Annotated in this window: 18 protein-coding genes; 11 read left to right on the top strand and 7 right to left on the bottom strand. The window is 62.2% G+C overall.

Features of this window, described 5'->3' with window-relative positions:
• Positions 1–33 precede the first annotated feature (33 nt).
• The 4 genes from scpB to Q1W70_RS03115 are packed head-to-tail and all read right to left on the bottom strand — an operon-like array spanning position 34 to position 3,331.
• On the bottom strand, positions 34–993 hold the full coding sequence (gene scpB, locus Q1W70_RS03100) for an SMC-Scp complex subunit ScpB (protein ID WP_166590520.1): 960 nt from the start codon (positions 991–993) through the stop codon (positions 34–36).
• A 12-nt stretch (positions 994–1,005) separates the two neighbouring features.
• Positions 1,006–1,824 carry a segregation and condensation protein A gene (locus Q1W70_RS03105; RefSeq protein WP_095170017.1) on the bottom strand — a complete coding sequence of 273 codons (819 nt, stop codon included), beginning with the start codon at positions 1,822–1,824 and terminating at the stop codon, positions 1,006–1,008.
• Positions 1,825–2,454 (bottom strand): L-threonylcarbamoyladenylate synthase, encoded by a 630-nt coding sequence (locus tag Q1W70_RS03110; protein ID WP_166590521.1) that lies wholly within the window; start codon positions 2,452–2,454, stop codon positions 1,825–1,827.
• A 13-nt stretch (positions 2,455–2,467) separates the two neighbouring features.
• Complete coding sequence (locus tag Q1W70_RS03115; protein WP_166590522.1) at positions 2,468–3,331, bottom strand: PHP domain-containing protein; 864 nt, start codon at positions 3,329–3,331, stop codon at positions 2,468–2,470.
• 86 nt (positions 3,332–3,417) lie between these two features.
• On the opposite strand from Q1W70_RS03115, the gene Q1W70_RS03120 reads away from it, so the two are divergent.
• The 6 genes from Q1W70_RS03120 to Q1W70_RS03145 all read left to right on the top strand — a co-directional run bounded on the left by Q1W70_RS03120 (position 3,418) and on the right by Q1W70_RS03145 (position 8,721).
• Positions 3,418–4,014, top strand: coding sequence for a septation protein A (locus Q1W70_RS03120; RefSeq protein WP_095170019.1), 597 nt, complete (start codon positions 3,418–3,420; stop codon positions 4,012–4,014).
• 1 nt (position 4,015) lies between these two features.
• On the top strand, positions 4,016–4,315 hold the full coding sequence (locus Q1W70_RS03125) for a YciI family protein (protein WP_159994346.1): 300 nt from the start codon (positions 4,016–4,018) through the stop codon (positions 4,313–4,315).
• Between the two features lie 222 nt (positions 4,316–4,537).
• Positions 4,538–5,215: a response regulator transcription factor gene (locus tag Q1W70_RS03130; RefSeq protein WP_166590523.1), complete on the top strand. Its 678-nt coding sequence runs from the start codon at positions 4,538–4,540 to the stop codon at positions 5,213–5,215.
• A 141-nt stretch (positions 5,216–5,356) separates the two neighbouring features.
• Positions 5,357–5,800, top strand: a complete 444-nt coding sequence (locus Q1W70_RS03135; RefSeq protein ID WP_166590524.1) for an LTXXQ domain protein — start codon at positions 5,357–5,359, stop codon at positions 5,798–5,800.
• A 67-nt stretch (positions 5,801–5,867) separates the two neighbouring features.
• On the top strand, positions 5,868–7,205 hold the full coding sequence (locus Q1W70_RS03140; RefSeq protein ID WP_166590525.1) for a sensor histidine kinase: 1,338 nt from the start codon (positions 5,868–5,870) through the stop codon (positions 7,203–7,205).
• A gap of 340 nt (positions 7,206–7,545) precedes the next feature.
• Positions 7,546–8,721 (top strand): integrase core domain-containing protein, encoded by a 1,176-nt coding sequence (locus Q1W70_RS03145; protein ID WP_302098627.1) that lies wholly within the window; start codon positions 7,546–7,548, stop codon positions 8,719–8,721.
• Positions 8,722–9,404: 683 nt separating this feature from the next.
• Here Q1W70_RS03145 and Q1W70_RS03150 read toward each other — a convergent pair.
• On the bottom strand, positions 9,405–9,971 hold the full coding sequence (locus tag Q1W70_RS03150) for an NAD(P)H nitroreductase (protein ID WP_185819218.1): 567 nt from the start codon (positions 9,969–9,971) through the stop codon (positions 9,405–9,407).
• Positions 9,972–10,090: 119 nt separating this feature from the next.
• On the opposite strand from Q1W70_RS03150, the gene Q1W70_RS03155 reads away from it, so the two are divergent.
• Positions 10,091–11,545, top strand: a complete 1,455-nt coding sequence (locus tag Q1W70_RS03155) for a TrkH family potassium uptake protein (RefSeq protein WP_182343848.1) — start codon at positions 10,091–10,093, stop codon at positions 11,543–11,545.
• On the opposite strand, the gene Q1W70_RS03160 is transcribed toward Q1W70_RS03155, so the two are convergent.
• Entirely contained in the window at positions 11,502–12,563 is a 1,062-nt protein-coding gene (locus tag Q1W70_RS03160; RefSeq protein ID WP_166590528.1) for an AraC family transcriptional regulator, read from the bottom strand. The two genes, Q1W70_RS03155 and Q1W70_RS03160, sit on opposite strands and share 44 nt — an antisense overlap.
• Before the next feature lie 161 nt (positions 12,564–12,724).
• On the opposite strand from Q1W70_RS03160, the gene Q1W70_RS03165 reads away from it, so the two are divergent.
• Entirely contained in the window at positions 12,725–13,036 is a 312-nt protein-coding gene (locus Q1W70_RS03165) for an Mpo1-like protein (RefSeq protein WP_166590529.1), read from the top strand.
• A 98-nt stretch (positions 13,037–13,134) separates the two neighbouring features.
• Entirely contained in the window at positions 13,135–13,710 is a 576-nt protein-coding gene (locus Q1W70_RS03170) for an HD domain-containing protein (RefSeq protein WP_166590530.1), read from the top strand.
• 131 nt (positions 13,711–13,841) lie between these two features.
• Here Q1W70_RS03170 and Q1W70_RS03175 read toward each other — a convergent pair whose 3' ends face one another.
• Positions 13,842–14,657, bottom strand: a complete 816-nt coding sequence (locus tag Q1W70_RS03175) for a UDP-2,3-diacylglucosamine diphosphatase (RefSeq protein ID WP_166590531.1) — start codon at positions 14,655–14,657, stop codon at positions 13,842–13,844.
• A 134-nt stretch (positions 14,658–14,791) separates the two neighbouring features.
• Between Q1W70_RS03175 and Q1W70_RS03180 the strand changes: the two genes are divergently transcribed.
• Both Q1W70_RS03180 and Q1W70_RS03185 read left to right on the top strand, forming a co-directional pair.
• Positions 14,792–15,550: a helix-turn-helix transcriptional regulator gene (locus Q1W70_RS03180; RefSeq protein WP_166590532.1), complete on the top strand. Its 759-nt coding sequence runs from the start codon at positions 14,792–14,794 to the stop codon at positions 15,548–15,550.
• A gap of 92 nt (positions 15,551–15,642) precedes the next feature.
• A complete protein-coding gene (locus Q1W70_RS03185) occupies positions 15,643–16,536 on the top strand; it encodes a DMT family transporter (RefSeq protein ID WP_302098628.1) in 894 nt (297 codons plus the stop codon).
• Positions 16,537–16,542: the final 6 nt, after the last annotated feature.

The following is a 16,542-nucleotide window of genomic DNA, read 5'->3' on the forward strand; positions in this document are numbered from 1 at the left end:
CGGTCGACTATCGGTTTTTTCCGCCGATCGGTGTCAGTCGTCGAACTGACGGCGTTCGGCTTCGATGGCCTGGGCCAGCGCCAGGGCTTCGGCTTCCTCGTCGCTCAACTGGGGTGGCGGCGGCTCCAGGGCGGCGACCGCGGCCAGGAGTTTTTCCCGGGCCTGGGCGACCCCCAAAATGTCGGGTTCTGGTTCTGGTTCTGGTTCTGGCTCGGCTTGAGCCTCGACCTCGACTTCAGGCACTGCCTCGTCCGTCTCCGGTTGCTCGCCGGGCTCGCCATCGCGCAGCAGGTCGTCGAAGTCGGTCTTGATCCCCTCCTCCATCGAGTCCAGCTCCAGCAACAGGCTATGGAAGCTGGTTTCGTCCTTCGGCTCTTCCGGCTCGGCACTGGCGTCGGCCAGCGCTTGCAGGCTGGGCGGAACCGGGGCGTCGTCGAACTCGAGCATCGGCTCAGGCTCCAGCTCGCGCAGCTCGGCCAGCGGCGGCAGGTCGTCTAGGTTCTGCAGGTTGAAGTGGTCGAGGAAGGCCTTGGTGGTGGCGAACATCGCCGGTCGCCCCGGGACTTCGCGGTAGCCGACGATCCTGATCCACTCGCGCTCCAGCAGGGTCTTGACGATGTTGCTGTTGACCGCCACACCCCGCACGTCCTCGATCTCGCCACGGGTGATCGGCTGGCGATAGGCAATCAGCGCCATGGTCTCCAGCATGGCCCGCGAGTAGCGCTGCGGGCGTTCTTCCCACAGGCGTCCGACCCAGGGCGAGAACTTTTCGCGAATTTGCAGGCGGTAGCCCGAGGCGACTTCCTTCAACTCAAAGGCCCGGCCCTCGCAGGATTTTTCCAGGATCGCCAGGGCTTTCTTGAAGACCGGCGGCTCCGGACGCTCGCCCTCCTCGAAGAGCTCGAACAGGCGCTCCATCGATTGCGGTTTTCCCGAGGCCAACAGAAAGGCTTCAAGCAGTGGCGCCAGCTCGCGGGGTTCACTCAGATTCATGGATTTTGCTCGTTATTCGGCTCGCGCCCGCACATGGATAGCCGCAAAGGGCTCATTCTGCACCAGCTCGACCAGGGATTCCTTGACCAGTTCGAGGATCGCCATAAAGGTCACGACCACACCCAGGCGTCCTTCTTCTGCGGTGAACAGCTCGACAAAGGGCACAAAACCGCCACCCTTGAGCCGCTCCAGCACATCACTCATGCGCTCGCGGGTCGACAATGCCTCGCGGCTGACCTGATGGCTTTCAAACATGTCGCCACGGCGCAAAACCTCGGCCATGGACAGCAGCAACTCGCTGAGCCGGACTTCCGGCAACAGCTTGCGCGCCCGCGCCTCGGGGGCGTCCAGCTTGGGCACCACCACGTCACGGCCGACCCGACTCAGGCCATCGATGCCTTCGGCCGCGGCCTTGAAGCGTTCGTATTCCTGCAGGCGACGGATCAGTTCGGCGCGCGGATCGTCTTCTTCCGCTTCGATCTCTGCCGAACGCGGGAGCAGCATGCGCGACTTGATCTCGGCCAGCATCGCCGCCATCACCAGGTACTCGGCGGCCAACTCCAGGCGCACCGACTGCATCAACTCGACGTACCCCATGTACTGCCGGGTAATTTCCGCCACCGGAATGTCGAGGATGTTGATGTTCTGTTTGCGGATCAGGTACAGCAACAGGTCGAGCGGACCTTCGAAGGCCTCGAGAAAAACCTCGAGGGCGTCCGGGGGAATGTACAGGTCCTGCGGCATTTCCATGACCGCCTGGCCGTAGACCATGGCAAACGGCAGTTCCTGCTGCGCGCCCGCCTGGCTGTCGACGGTTTCCACCACCGACATTCAGGCCTCGGCCATGAACGGGGCCGGGTCGCCGCAGCCGACGCGGATCACTTCTGGCTCGCCGTCGGCCAGGTTGATCACCGTGGAGGCCTTGATGCCGCCAAAACCGCCGTCGATGATCAGGTCGACCTGATGTTCGAGCAACTGGCGCATTTCGTAGGGATCGCTCAAGGGATCCGTGTCACCGGGCATGATCAGGGTCACGCTCATCAGCGGCTCGCCCAGTTGTTCGAGCAGGGCCAGGGCGATCGGATGACTCGGCACCCGCAGGCCGATGGTGCGTTTTTTCGGGTGCAGCAGCAGGCGCGGCACCTCGCGGGTGGCGTTGAGAATGAAGGTGTACGGGCCCGGCAGGTGGGCCTTGAGGATGCGGAAGGTGCCGGTGTCGATCTTGGCGAACACCCCCAATTGCGACAGGTCGCTGCAAATCAGCGCAAAGTTGTGCTTTTCGTCCAACTGCCGCAAGCGTCGCACGCGCTCTACGGCATTCTTGTCACCGATCTGGCAACCAATGGCGTAGGACGAGTCGGTGGGATAGATCACCACCCCGCCGGCGCGGATGATTTCGACAGCCTGTTTAATCAGGCGCGCTTGTGGGTTTTCCGGATGAATCTGGAAAAATTGACTCACATTTTCTACCTGTTCAGACGGCGGCAATAATTGGGTCATGTTTGAATCGACACCAAAGCGGTGGCAGATCCTCCGGAAGCGGGCGGTACTCGCCGATCTCGGACCAACCTCCGGGGCCATGGAAATCACTGCCGGCACTGACCAGCAGACCGAACTCACGCGCCAGAATGGCCAGGCTGCCGACCTGCTCGGCCGGTTGATGCCCGTTGACCACTTCGATAGCGTGACCACCTGCTTGAATATAGTCGCCAATCAGGCGCCGGCGTTTGCTGCGAGTGAAATCGTAGTGCCACGGATGGGCCAGGCTGACCCAGGCACCGGCGGCGCGTAGGGTGGCGACGGTTTCCTCGAGGGTCGGCCAGTGCTGTTTGACGTCCCCCAGCTTGCCGGCGCCCAGCCATTTGCGGAACGCTTCGGCGCGGTCCTTGACGTAGCCGGCGCGCACCAGATAGTCGGCGAAGTGCGGGCGGGCCGGGGCGTTGCCGCTGTCGCCGAGTTCCTGCTGGATCGCCCGCGCGCCTTCCAGCGCCCCGGGCATGCCCTTGAGCTCCAGCTTGCGGCTGATTTCTTCCGAGCGCAGCCAGCGCCCGTCATGCAACCGGGCGATCGCCTCGACCAGCGCCGGGGCGTTGACGTCGAAGCCGTAGCCCAGCACGTGAATGGTGGCGCCCCCCCAGGTGCAGGACAACTCGACACCGTTGACCAACTGCATGCCCAGGGCCTGCGCGGCGACGCGGGCCTCATCGAGACCTTCGAGGGTGTCGTGGTCGGTCAGGGCCAGGACTCGCACGCCTTTCTCAAACGCCCGCGCCACCAGTACCGCAGGCGCCAGGGCGCCATCGGAGGCCGTGCTATGGCAGTGCAAATCAACATTCACAGGATGTGTAACCTCAAATCAGCTGGCGCTATCGCGACCCAATATGTTTGTTATTATGCCGCCACATCCTGCTTCTGGCTGCCACTGTGAAACAATTCATCGACTTCATCCCGCTCCTGCTGTTTTTCATCGTCTTCAAAATCGACCCCCGGGTCGTCGACATCGCCGGCTATCCATTGACTGTAGGCGGTATTTATAGCGCCACCGCGATGCTCATCGTCAGCTCCCTGGTGGTCTATGGCACCTTGTTCATCACCCAGCGCAAACTGGAAAAAAGCCAATGGCTGACCCTCGTCGCCTGCCTGGTGTTCGGTAGCCTGACCCTGGCCTTCCACAGCGAAACCTTCCTCAAGTGGAAGGCGCCGGTGGTCAACTGGCTGTTCGCCCTGGGGTTTATCGGCAGTCACTTCATCGGCGAGCAACTGCTGATCAAGCGCATCATGGGTCACGCGCTGACCCTGCCGGATGCGGTATGGACCCGCCTGAACATCGCCTGGATTGGCTTCTTCCTGTTTTGCGGGGCCGCTAACCTGTTCGTCGCGTTTACCTTCCAGAGCATCTGGGTCGACTTCAAGGTCTTCGGCAGCCTGGGCATGACCCTGCTGTTCCTGGTGGCCCAGGGTATCTACCTGTCCCGCCACCTGCACGACGCCGATCCCACTACGCCAAAAACCGAGGACTGACATGCTTTACGCAATTATTGCCACAGACGTCGCCAACTCCCTGGAAGCTCGCCTGGCCGCCCGCCCTGCGCACCTTGAGCGCCTGCAACAGCTCAAGGCCGAAGGCCGCGTGGTCCTGGCCGGTCCGCACCCGGCAGTGGACAGCAATGACCCGGGCGCCGCAGGTTTCACCGGCAGCCTGATCGTCGCCGAATTCGCCTCCCTCGAAGCTGCCCAGGCCTGGGCCGATGCCGACCCGTACATCGACGCCGGTGTCTACGCCAACGTCCTGGTCAAGCCGTTCAAGCAAGTCCTGCCTTAAGCCTGGCGGCGCGGTGAACCTTGTGTTCATCGCGCACTCCATAGTGCTCGCGATCGTTGCTTCAACCCACCCGTCTCAGGTTTTTCACCCGCCCCTGCCGCGCTGACCACTCAGCCGCACGGGTTCGTCGTGGCATGCCAGTCGCGCGCCCGGCCCTGCATTGCGATATCGTTGCCAGGGATGGACACCCCCCACATCGACAATGGCTAAATTGAGTAAGTCATGAGCGAGCTGTTACTGATTGATGATGACCAGGAGCTGTGTGAGCTTCTCGGTAGCTGGCTGAGCCAGGAAGGCTTTGTAGTGCGCGCCTGCCACGACGGCCTGAGCGCCCGCCGCGCCCTGGCCGAGTCCGCGCCGGCGGCCGTGGTGCTGGACGTGATGCTGCCCGACGGCAGTGGCCTGGAGCTGCTCAAGCAACTGCGCAGCGACCATCCCGAACTGCCGGTGCTGATGCTGTCGGCCCGCGGCGAACCGCTGGACCGGATCCTCGGCCTGGAGCTGGGGGCCGACGACTACCTGGCCAAGCCCTGCGATCCCCGGGAACTGACCGCCCGCCTACGCGCCGTACTGCGCCGCAGTCACCCGGCGGCCGTGTCCAGCCAGGTGGAACTCGGCGACCTGTGCTTCAGCCCCGCGCGGGGCGTGGTCAACATTGACCAGCAGGAATACACCTTGACCGTCTCCGAAAGCCGCCTGCTCGAAGCCCTGCTCAAGCAGCCTGGCGAGCCGCTGGACAAGCAGGAACTGGCGCAGATCGCCTTGGGCCGCAAGCTGACCCTCTACGACCGCAGCCTGGACATGCACGTCAGCAACCTGCGCAAGAAGATCGGCCCCCACCCTGATGGCCGCCCGCGCATCGTGGCCCTGCGCAGCCGGGGTTACTACTACAGCCTCTGAGTGCACACGGCCGGCGCCAATGTCAGGAGCGCGTGCGACCGTCTTTACCCAAGCTTTACGCTTCGCTGACCGCCGCTGACCTTGATCTGCGTAATCTGCACTCATCCGGAACACACCGGGAACGAGACAAGGAGATACACCATGCGCAAGACTCTTATCGCTCTGCTGTTCGCTGCCGCCCTGCCCACCGTTGCCATGGCCATGCCAGAAGGCCAGGGGCCGATGGGCCCGATGGACGGCCCACGCCATGGCGCTCAGATGCACGATCACGGCAAGGGCCCTTACAGCCAGCTGGACCTGAGCCGCGAACAACGCGAGCAGATCCGCAAGATCATGGGCGAGCAGATGCACGAGCGTAAGCAGCTCGTCGATAAGTACCTGGAAAAGCTGTCGCCAGCCGACCAGAAAGCCATGAAAGACGAAATGGCCGCCCGTCACCAGAAAGCCGAAGCCGAGGTCCGTGCGCTGCTCAAGCCTGACCAGCAGCAGAAGTTCGACGCCATCCAGAAAAAACAGGCCGAACGCAAGGCTGAATGGGCCGAGTTCAAGGCATGGAAAGCGCAACAACCGCAAAAAGCGCAATAATGCTCTAGCGCTCCTCCCCCAGCCCAATGGTCCCCGCCATTGGGCTTTCCTTGTTTGAGGGTTTCCCGTGCGTTCATTGTTCTGGCGCATTCTCGCCAGTTTCTGGTTGGCCATCGCCCTGGTTGCAGGGCTGTCGATACTGCTTGGGCACATGCTGAACCAGGACGCCTGGATTCTCAGTCGGCATCCGGGCCTCAATACTCTGGCGCAGCAGTGGACCCAGCTGTACGAGGAAAACGGCGAGGACGCCGCGCAAACGCTGCTGGAAAAACGTAAACGGCGCTATCACATCGACGTCCAGGTGCTCAACGAAAGCGGGGACCCGGTGGTGCGCGGAACCTTCCCGCGTCGCGCGGCGGCGTTCGAGGCCCGGCAGAACGACAGTAACGACCGGCACCTGCCCTGGCGGCGCCTGACCGCCGAGTACACCAGCCCAAAAACCGGTGAAACCTACCTGCTGATCTACCGCATCCCCCACCCGGAGCTCGACAGCTGGCACCGCGAAAGCCTGCTTTGGCCCCTGAGCGCGCTGGGTATTGCGCTGGTGGTGCTGACCCTGTTCAGCCTGCTGGTGACGCTGTCCATCACCCGCCCCCTGAGCCGCTTGCGCGGCGCGGTGCATGACCTGGGCCAGACCACGTACCAACAGAACAGCCTGGCGCGCCTGGCCAACCGACGCGACGAGTTCGGGGTGCTGGCCAACGACTTCAACCGCATGGGCGCACGGCTGCAGAGCCTGATCGGCAGCCAGCGGCAATTGCTGCGTGACGTGTCCCACGAACTGCGCTCACCCCTGGCACGCTTGCGCATCGCCCTGGCCCTGGCCGAGCGGGCAGGCCCCGAAGAACGGGAAAAACTCTGGCCCCGCCTGACCCGCGAATGCGACCGCCTGGAGGCCTTGATCAGTGAAATCCTGGTATTGGCGCGGGTCGATGCCGATAACGCCAGTGCCGAGGCGGTGGACCTCAACCTGCTGCTGGGCAGCGCGCAGCGCGATGCCCAACTCGCCTCGCCGGACCAGCAGATCAGGGTCGAAGCCGAACCGAACCTGCAGCTCAAGGGCTGGCCGACCATGATTGAGCGTGCCCTGGACAACCTGTTGCGTAACGCCCAGCGCTTCAACCCGAGCGGACGGCCGATCGAAGTCCTGGCCCGGCACCAGGGTGAACGTATTGTGCTCAGCGTGCGCGACCACGGCCCCGGGGTCGACGCCGAGCATCTGGCGCAGTTGGGTGAACCCTTTTACCGTGCCCCCGGCCAGACCGCCCCCGGCCATGGCCTGGGCCTGGCCATCGCCCGCCGCGCCGCCGAACGCCACGGCGGCAGCCTGACCCTGGCCAATCACCCGGAAGGTGGATTCATCGCCAGCCTGGAGTTGCCACTGGAGCCGGGAGCCAGCACCTGAGCCCGGCTCCGCCTTTTTGGGGAGCTGACGCCCGCTTTTGGCTCGCCAGCGATGGTCATAGGTATCTACACAACTGTGGTGCGACGTTGCACCTGTGGAGAGAGAACCTGCTTGGGTCGTGACCTCTGGGCCTCTGGGGTGTTGGATTAGACCGAGTACATATCCATTTCTTCGGTAACGGCCTCCTATGGTTCCGCCTGACGGCGGCTCACTTTTGAGAAGCGCAAAAGTAAGCAAAACGCTCTTACCCGGTATGACTCACCCACATGGGTTACAAATCAGTTCACGCACATAGGTAACAGTTATTAACTGGCATGGTCGATTTCGTGAGGATCTGACCATGCCCTGGAGAGAGCTGAAACCTATGGATCGAAAAGTGATGTTCATCGCTGCTTATCTGGCGGACAAACACACCTTCAGCAAGCTGTGCAGTGACTACGAGATCAGTCGAAAGACTGGCTATAAATGGGTCGAGCGATACAAAGCTGAAGGGCCTAGTGGGCTTGAGGAACGCAGCCGTTGCCGGCACAACCAGAGCTACGTGGTGCCTGTCGCTGTTAGGCAGGCAATCATCGAGCTTCGGTCTATCGGAGAAACAACTCCAGGGCCTAAGAAGATCCAAAATGACTTGCTCAAGCGCTTTCCCGATCAGGATCCGCCGTCAAAAACGACCATCTACAACATCCTTAAAGCAGCCGACTTAATTACGCCGCAGTGTGTACGACGGCGTGTCGCGGTCTATCCCAAACCTTTGAGCAAGGCAGAAATACCTAATCAGCTCTTTAGCGCGGACTACAAGGGCCAGTTTCTGACGGGCGCCGGAGTTTGGTGCTATCCACTGACGATCATGGATCACGCCAGCCGTTTTCTACTGGCCTGCCAGAGTATGTCCAGTACCAATCTGAAGGAGACCCAACAGACCTTTGAGCGAGTTTTTCGCGAGTACGGGTTGCCGGAGCGTATTCGGACTGACAATGGTGTGCCATTTGCCAGTACCGGCCGTACCGGGCTGTCGCAGCTGTCGATATGGTGGCTGCGACTAGGGATTATTCCTGAGCGAATTGAGCCTGGCCGTCCGGACCAGAATGGGCGTCACGAACGCATGCACCGAACGCTGAAAAGTACCTTGCCTCAACCGCCTGCCATTCCTTGGGAGGCTCAGCAGAGACAGTTTGACCGCTTTGTGCAGCACTACAATTATGAGCGGGGGCACGAGGCGCTTGACCAGAAAACGCCTGCTTCCTGCTATTCACCCTCGACTCGGACTTACCCGGAAAAGTTGCCTGAAATGGGGTATGCGAGCCACGTGGAGTGTTACCTGGCTGATAGTAATGGAATCATTAATCGAGCAGGTCTGCGGATTTATATAGCCAATGTGCTTAAGCATCAGACCATTGGAATGGAGATGATCAGTGATGATGTGTGGGAGGTGATATTCGGTCCGGTAATCCTAGGCCGGGTCTATGCTAGAGAGGCAAAGAACGGGTACGTGTCGATAAAAGTGTTACCTATGTAAAGGTACTTTTTTGTAACCCATGTGGTTGTCCCGTACATACCCCACCACTCGGTGCCTCGCTTAGGCTCGGCATGCCCGTACTCCGACATTGATTTGGGGGGCCGCCGCAATGGGCCATCCCTGGCCCAGTGCGGCTAAACCGGCGTCCTGCCGGTTTACCCCCCAAATCAATATCGGACTCCGGCCAGCGTGGTTAACGGGGCGCCCAGGATCAAAAACAAAGCGAGGCGGCCTTAGAGCCGACCTGATCGCTAGGGCATGTGCGGTGTGGCTTCTACTTCCTAAGACGCTGACGAAGTCAGCAATCTTTTGATCTGGCTTTTGCTTTCGCTTTCGCTTTGGCTTTGGCTCTGGCTTTTGATCCTGGGGCCCCGTTAACCACGCTGGCCGAACGCAGGCTTGAAGCCGTGGGTAACCCGGCAGGACGCCGGGTTAGCCGCCCCGCGCCATGGATGGCGCGTGGCGGCGGCCCACGGATTCAAGCCTGCGTGAGGGCACACCGAGCCTAAGCGAGGTGCCGAGTGGTGGGGCAAGAGCCTTTTGCTTACTTTTGGGCTCCTCCAAAAGTGAGCCGCTGTAAAAGCGGAACCATAGGAGGCCGTTACCGCAAAAATGGATATGTACTCGGCCTAATCCAACACCCCGACTGCCCGCTCCCACAGGGGCTTGGCTAGCGGCGTTGTTCAGCCCTGGGCCGACCAGGCGCTGACAAACTGCGTCAGGTCGACCTTCTCGGCAACCCGGGGTTCTTTCTGCGGGGTGCCCAGGTACAGGAAGGCAATCACCTGTTCCCCCTCGCCCAGGCCCAGGCCCTTGGCCACGTGCGCCGAATACGCCAGCTCGCCGGTGCGCCATACCGCGCCGATTCCCTGGGCATAGGCCGCCAGCAAAATCCCGTGGGCCGCGCAGCCCGCTGCCAGCAACTGTTCGGATTTTGGATACTTGAGGTGATCCTGCAAGCGCGCGACCACCACGACCACCAGCGGCGCGCGCAGGGGTCCGTTGCGGGCCTTGTCCACCACCGCTTGCGGGGCCTCGGCGTCCTGCAACAGCGCGGCCTGGGCCAGGATCTCGCCCAATTGCTCGCGCGCCTCACCTTCGACCGTCAAGAAACGCCACGGCTGCAGATGCCCGTGATCCGGCGCGCGCATGGCGGCGCCAAACAACACTTCGCGTTGCTCGGCAGTCGGTGCCGGATCAAGCAAACGCGGAACGGAAACACGGTTGAGCAAAGCGTCGAGAGCCTGCATCGGCCACCTCCTGAAAAAAAGTTTGGCTATTCTAGCGGTAACTGCCCACCGGATGCCGGTTTACATGCCCCGCCCCGCAGGTAGAATGGCGCCCTCCCACATCAGCCCGAGCGGACTTCATGGCGTTGCCGACCTTACGGATCATTGGTTTCATCATCGGCATCTTCCTGATCACTCTGTCTATCAGCATGGTTGTGCCGATGGCGACGCTGGTGATTTACGAACGCACCAGCGACCTGCCCTCGTTCCTGTGGTCGAGCATGATCACCTTTCTTGCCGGCCTGGCCCTGGTCATCCCCGGACGTCCCGAGCATGTGCACTTGCGCCCGCGCGACATGTACTTGCTGACCGTCTCCAGCTGGGTGGTGGTATGCATCTTTGCGGCGCTGCCGTTCCTGTTGACCCAGCACATCAGCTACACCGATTCGTTTTTCGAAAGCATGTCCGGCATCACCGCCACCGGCGCCACCGTGCTCAGTGGCCTGGACACCATGTCTCCGGGCATCCTGATGTGGCGCTCGCTGTTGCACTGGCTCGGCGGGATCGGCTTTATCGGCATGGCGGTGGCGATTCTGCCACTGCTGCGCATTGGTGGCATGCGGCTGTTTCAGACCGAGTCCTCGGACCGCTCGGAAAAGGTCATGCCGCGCTCGCACATGGTGGCGCGACTGATCGTGGCGGCCTATGTCGGCATCACCATCCTCGGTAGCCTGGCGTTCTGGTGGGCTGGCATGACGCCGTTCGATGCAATCAACCACGCGATGTCGGCGATTTCCACCGGTGGTTTCTCCACCTCCGACCAGTCCCTGGCGAAATGGACCGCACCGGCGGTGCACTGGGTCGCGGTGGTGGTCATGATTCTCGGCAGCCTGCCGTTTGCCCTGTATGTGGCGACCTTGCGCGGCAATCGCCGGGCGCTGATCAAGGACCAACAGGTCCAGGGGCTGCTGGGCATGTTGCTGGTCACGTGGCTGGTACTGGGGACCTGGTATTGGTGGACCACCAACCTGCACTGGCTCGACGCCTTGCGTCACGTGGCGCTGAACGTCACGTCCGTGGTCACTACCACCGGCTTTGCGCTGGGGGACTACAGCCTGTGGGGCAACTTCTCGCTGATGCTGTTCTTCTACCTGGGTTTTGTCGGCGGCTGCTCGGGTTCAACCGCCGGCGGGATCAAGATCTTTCGCTTCCAGGTCGCCTATATCCTGCTCAAGGCCAACCTTAACCAATTGATTCACCCGCGCGCGGTGATCAAACAGAAGTACAACGGTCACCGTCTCGACGAAGAGATCGTGCGTTCGATCCTGACCTTCTCGTTCTTTTTCGCCATCACCATCTGCGTCATTGCCCTGCTGCTGTCGCTGCTCGGCGTCGACTGGATGACCGCCCTGACCGGCGCCGCCAGCACTGTTTCCGGAGTCGGCCCAGGCCTGGGCGAAACCATTGGCCCGGCCGGCAACTTCGCCACCCTGCCCGACGCCGCCAAGTGGATTCTCTCGGTGGGCATGCTGCTTGGGCGGCTGGAGATCATCACCGTGTTTGTGCTGTGTATTCCGGCGTTCTGGCGTCACTGAGGGCGTTGGGCGAGTCGACCAGGCGCAGCCGGTACTCACCGGGTGTGCTGTCGAACCAGCGGCGGAAAGCACGGAAGAAGTTGCTCGGGTCGGCAAACCCCAGCAGGTAGGCAATTTCCAGCAAGGTCATGCTCGGTTGCGCCAGGTACTGCTCGGCCAATTCGCGGCGGGTGTCGTCGAGCAACGTTTGAAAGCTCGTGCCCTCTTCCTGCAGGCGTCGCTGCAAGGTGCGCTGGGACAGATGCAGGGTTTGCGCCACGGTGTCGCGCTTGGGTTCGCCCTGGGGCAACAGGCGACAGAGCACCTGGCGGGCCTTGTGGGTCACCCGGCTTTCGGAAAAACGCGCCAGGTATTCACCGGCAAACCGGTCATGCAGCAACGCCATGGCCTCATTGGCGGTGGGCAGCGGCGCCTCCATGTCCGCCCGTTCGAAGATCAACGCATCGTAGGGCGCATCAAACTCCAGCGGGGCATGAAAGGCTTCCTTGTAAGGCGCAAGATTGAGCGGCAGCGCACCCTGGAACAACACCTTGCGCGGTTGCAGGGTGCGTCCGGTCAGCCAGCCGCACAGGCCCAGGGCACAGGCCAGCGAGGCTTCGGCGCTTTGCCGGGTCGGCGGCAGATGGTCGCCATGTACCGTCAGAATCAGCGCATAACCTTCGGGTAACAGGCGAAAGCTCAGGTCGGCGCTTTCGGCAATGATCCGCTGATAACGCACCAGGCGCTGAAACCCCTCGGCCAGGGTCTGGCTGGACATCAATGCATAGCCGGCGACATGAAAGGACGCCGGGCGCACCACCTTGCCCATGTTCAGGCCAATCGCCGGATTGCCCGACAGCTCGACCGCCAGCTGCCAGAGCCGGGTCATGGAGTCCTGTGGAAAACGCGCGTCGGGATCGTCCAGCGCTGCAAAGTCCAGCCCCAACTGTTGGAACAGGGCCCGACAATCCAGACCGTCCATTTCCAGTGCCTTGACAATCCCCATCGCCCAGCTGGCAGAAGTCGTTCGTTCGCTCATGGCGTTTTCTTACTTGATAAGTCGCGTTTCACAGCCGATTTCCCAAGGATAGTAAAGTGGCGCCTATTGTCACTGGCCGTTGCCAATGATCACTCTAGACTCAAATAAGCTGCCCGTTGCACATCCGCTTGGCCAAACCGTCCTTCACAGAGATTGCAGTCGTGGAAAACGTCAGACGATTCAATAGCTTCGCCGAGTTTTACCCCTATTACCTCGACGAGCACAGCAACAGCACTTGCCGACGACTGCACTTTATCGGGACCACGCTGGTGATATTCATTTTTGCCCTGGCCATTGCCAAGGGCACTTTCCTGTTATTGCTGGCCCTGCCCCTGGCGGGCTACAGCTTTGCCTGGGCGGGCCATTTCTTCTATGAGAAGAACCGGCCGGCCACCTTCCAGCACCCGCTTTACAGCCTGCTCGGCGATTTTGTCATGTACCGCGACATGATCGTCGGCAAGGTGCCGTTCTAGGCTCACCGGGCCATCAAGCCGTCCTGCGCGGCCACTGTGCGCCCGCAGCCAGGCCTTACACTCAGACTCATCGCGCCAAGAGCACAAGAGGATAGCCGATGAATGCCCACGCCCGTTTCACCCACATGAAAGACGGTACGCAGGAAGACTGGAACATCATCGCGGCCGACTTCAGCGCCTACGCCAAGCAGTTGCCAGGCCGGATCGTGGCGCACCTGAAATTGCTCGAGGGTGATTTTGGCGGCTTTCCCGTGGACCGCTTGACCCACTCCCTGCAAACCGCCAGCCGGGCCTGGCGTGACGGGCGGGACGAGGAGTACGTGGTGTGCGCGTTGTTGCACGACATTGGCGACACCCTTGGCAGCTACAACCACCCGGACATTGCCGCCGCTATCCTCAAGCCCTTTGTCAGTGCCCAGAACCTGTGGATGGTGGAACAGCACGGGATCTTCCAGGGCTATTACTTCTTCCATCACCTGGGCATGGACCGGCACCTGCGCGAGCAATTCAGCGAACACCCGCAGTACCGCCAGACCATCGAGTTCTGCGCCAAGTACGACGCCGCGGCGTTTGACCCCGGCTATGACACCCTGCCCCTGAACTTCTTCGAGCCGATGCTGGAGCGCCTGTTCGCACGGCCGAAAAACTCCATCTACAGCGCGGCGATGGTGTAGGCGCGGGCTTGCTCCGGGCGGCGTTCCGACGATAGCGGTGTGTCAGGCCCCCTCGGTGGTGAATGTGCCGAGCCCATCGCGGTCAGGCCCGTTGCCACAGTGGCTGGGTTGTTTACAGTCAACGAGCGGGCTCAGGCCGGTTCGGCAACCTTGACGGCATTGAGTTGTGCCTCGCGCGCCTGGGCGTCGGCCAGGCGGTACAGTTCGATGGTGCCATCCCAGTGTTCGATCAGCGCGGTGCAGGACTCGACCCAATCACCGCAGTTGAGGTAATCCACCTCGCCCACCTTGCGGATTTCGGCATGGTGGATATGCCCGCACACCACCCCGTGCAGCCCGCGCTTGACGCATTCGTGGGCGATCGCCTGTTCAAAGTCGCTGATGAAGCTGACCGCCGTCTTGACCTTGTGCTTGAGGTACGCCGACAACGACCAGTACCCGTAGCCATACCGGGCGCGCCAGTGGTTGAGCCAGCGGTTGAGGGTCAGGGTGAGTTCGTAGGCCCAGTCTCCGAGGAACGCCAGCCAACGGTGGTAACGGGTGATCACGTCGAACTGATCGCCATGGATCACCAACAGGTGCCGCCCATCAGCCGTGACGTGGATGGCCTCGTCCACCAACTGGATATTGCCCAGGATCAACCGAGAGTAGCGCCGCAGGAATTCGTCGTGGTTGCCGGTGACATAGATCACCTCGGTGCCGCGCTTGCTCATGGTCAGCAGGCGGCGGATCACGTTGGTGTGCGCCTGGGGCCAGTACATGCCGCTGCGCAGCTTCCAGCCATCGATGATATCGCCGACCAGATACACCTTGTCGGCGTGATACCCCTTGAGAAACTGCGACAGATGCTCGGCCTGACAATCCCGGGTGCCCAGGTGCACATCGGAAATCCATAAGGTGCGCACGCGTTGTTTACGGCTGGGCTTGGCGAGTTCGGCACGGGTCATGGGCAACCTCTGCGAGAGTTTTCGCAAGCTTGCGCCGCAGCGATTAATGGCCCATGACACAAATACGGCAATCCGATGACAGCCCGGATCGAGGCCGAGCCGGTGTAGACTGCGGCTCTGCCCAGGAGACCGCGATGAGACCGATCCTCACGCTACGCCAATACAGCCACGACCTGATCGTCCACAGCCACGACCACGCGCAACTGGTGTTCGGCCTGTCGGGAGCGCTGGATTTCGAAGTCGGCGGCCAGGGCAGCCAAGTGATGCAGCAGAGTTTTGTGGTGATCCCCCAAGGTGCCCATCATGCCTGTGGCAGCCCGAAAGGCAGCCGCTGCCTGGTGCTCGATGTGCCGAGCGAGCAATGGCTGGCGCAATCGCTGGGCGAGCACGCCGAGGCCAGTCGGCGCCTGCTCGACACCCCAGGTCGGCTGCCGTTGAACGCCGGGCAGAGTCAACTGGTGAACTGGCTGGCCAGCAGTCCGGTGCAGGATCCGTTGATTGCCCAGCAGGGCGCGGTCTTGCTGCTGGCCAGTCTCAACAGCGCCGCGCCACGCCAGGTTGCCGGTAAACGCTTGCCCTACGCAGCCCTCAATGCGCACATCGACCAGTACGCCGCCTACCCGCTGCAAGTCGCTGATCTGGCCCGCGTCGCGGGGTTGTCCAGCGCCCGCCTGCATGCCCGGTTCGTCGCCGAGTGCGGGCAGACCCCAATGGACTATATCCGCAGCCGGCGCCTGCATAGCGCGGTGAAGTTGCTGCGCGAAACCGCGCTGCCCATCGGTGAGGTGGCCTGCCGGGTCGGCTATGCCTCGCAAAGCGCGTTCGCCGCTGCGGTGCTGCGCGAATTCGGCGCCTCCCCCGGCGCGCTGCGACGCGCGGTGAACGAACGCTAGGCTGGCGCTAGAAAACGCGAGTCTGGCGACAGACAGACCCGCGCCTGGCACGCTTCAATAGTGCGACTGCGTTCTTCTGTTTAAGGATTGAAATGACTCCCCGTTCCGCCCTTGGCGCCCTGCACATCGGTGCACTGATGTTTGGCCTGACCGGTGTCCTCGGCAAACTCGCCGCCGCCTCCCCCGCCATCATCGTCTTCGGCCGCGCGACCTTTGCCGTGCTCGCCCTGGCATTTTTCGCCCGCTTCGCCAGCAGCACCGGCTGGCGCCCGCTGCAGGCCCGGGACCTGCGCCGCCTGCTACTCAGCGGCCTGTTGCTGGCCGGGCACTGGGTGAGCTTTTTCATTGCGGTCAAAGTTGCCGGCGTGGCGATTGCCACCTTGGGTTTTGCCAGCTTCCCGGCGTTCACCGTGATCCTCGAAGGGCTGATTTTCCGCGAGCGGATTCGTCTCAACGAAATTTTCCTGGTGCTGCTGGTGAGCATCGGCCTGGTGTTGGTCACCCCGGATTTCGACCTGGCCAGCCAAGCCACCAGCGGACTGCTCTGGTCCATGGCGTCCGGCCTGTTGTTTTCCTTGCTGTCGCTGACCAACCGCGCCAGCGCCGGACGCGTCCCGCCGGTACAGGCGGCCCTGTGCCAGAACGTGGTGGTCGCGTTGTGCCTGTTGCCGGAGGCCGCGCCGGGACTGAGTGAGGTGCGTGCCCTGGACTGGCTGTGGATCGGCCTGCTCGGGGTGTTCTGCACGGGCCTGGCCCATAGCCTGTTCGTCGCCAGCCTGGCGGTGATCAAGGCGCGCACGGCGGCGGTGGTGTTTGCCCTGGAACCGGTCTACGGGATCAGCGTGGCCTGGCTGCTGTTCAACGAAAACCCCAGCCTGCGCATGCTGCTGGGAGGCGCGCTGATCATTGTCGCCATCGTCGCCTCCAGCCTCCTGGGCAGCCGCAGCACCGAGCCCAAGCCCTGCCAGGCGGCGAGTGCCCAGTGAGGGTCA

Source organism: Pseudomonas kielensis (genome assembly GCF_030505375.1).
In the GTDB taxonomy this organism is placed as follows: Bacteria; Pseudomonadota; Gammaproteobacteria; order Pseudomonadales; family Pseudomonadaceae; genus Aquipseudomonas; species Aquipseudomonas kielensis.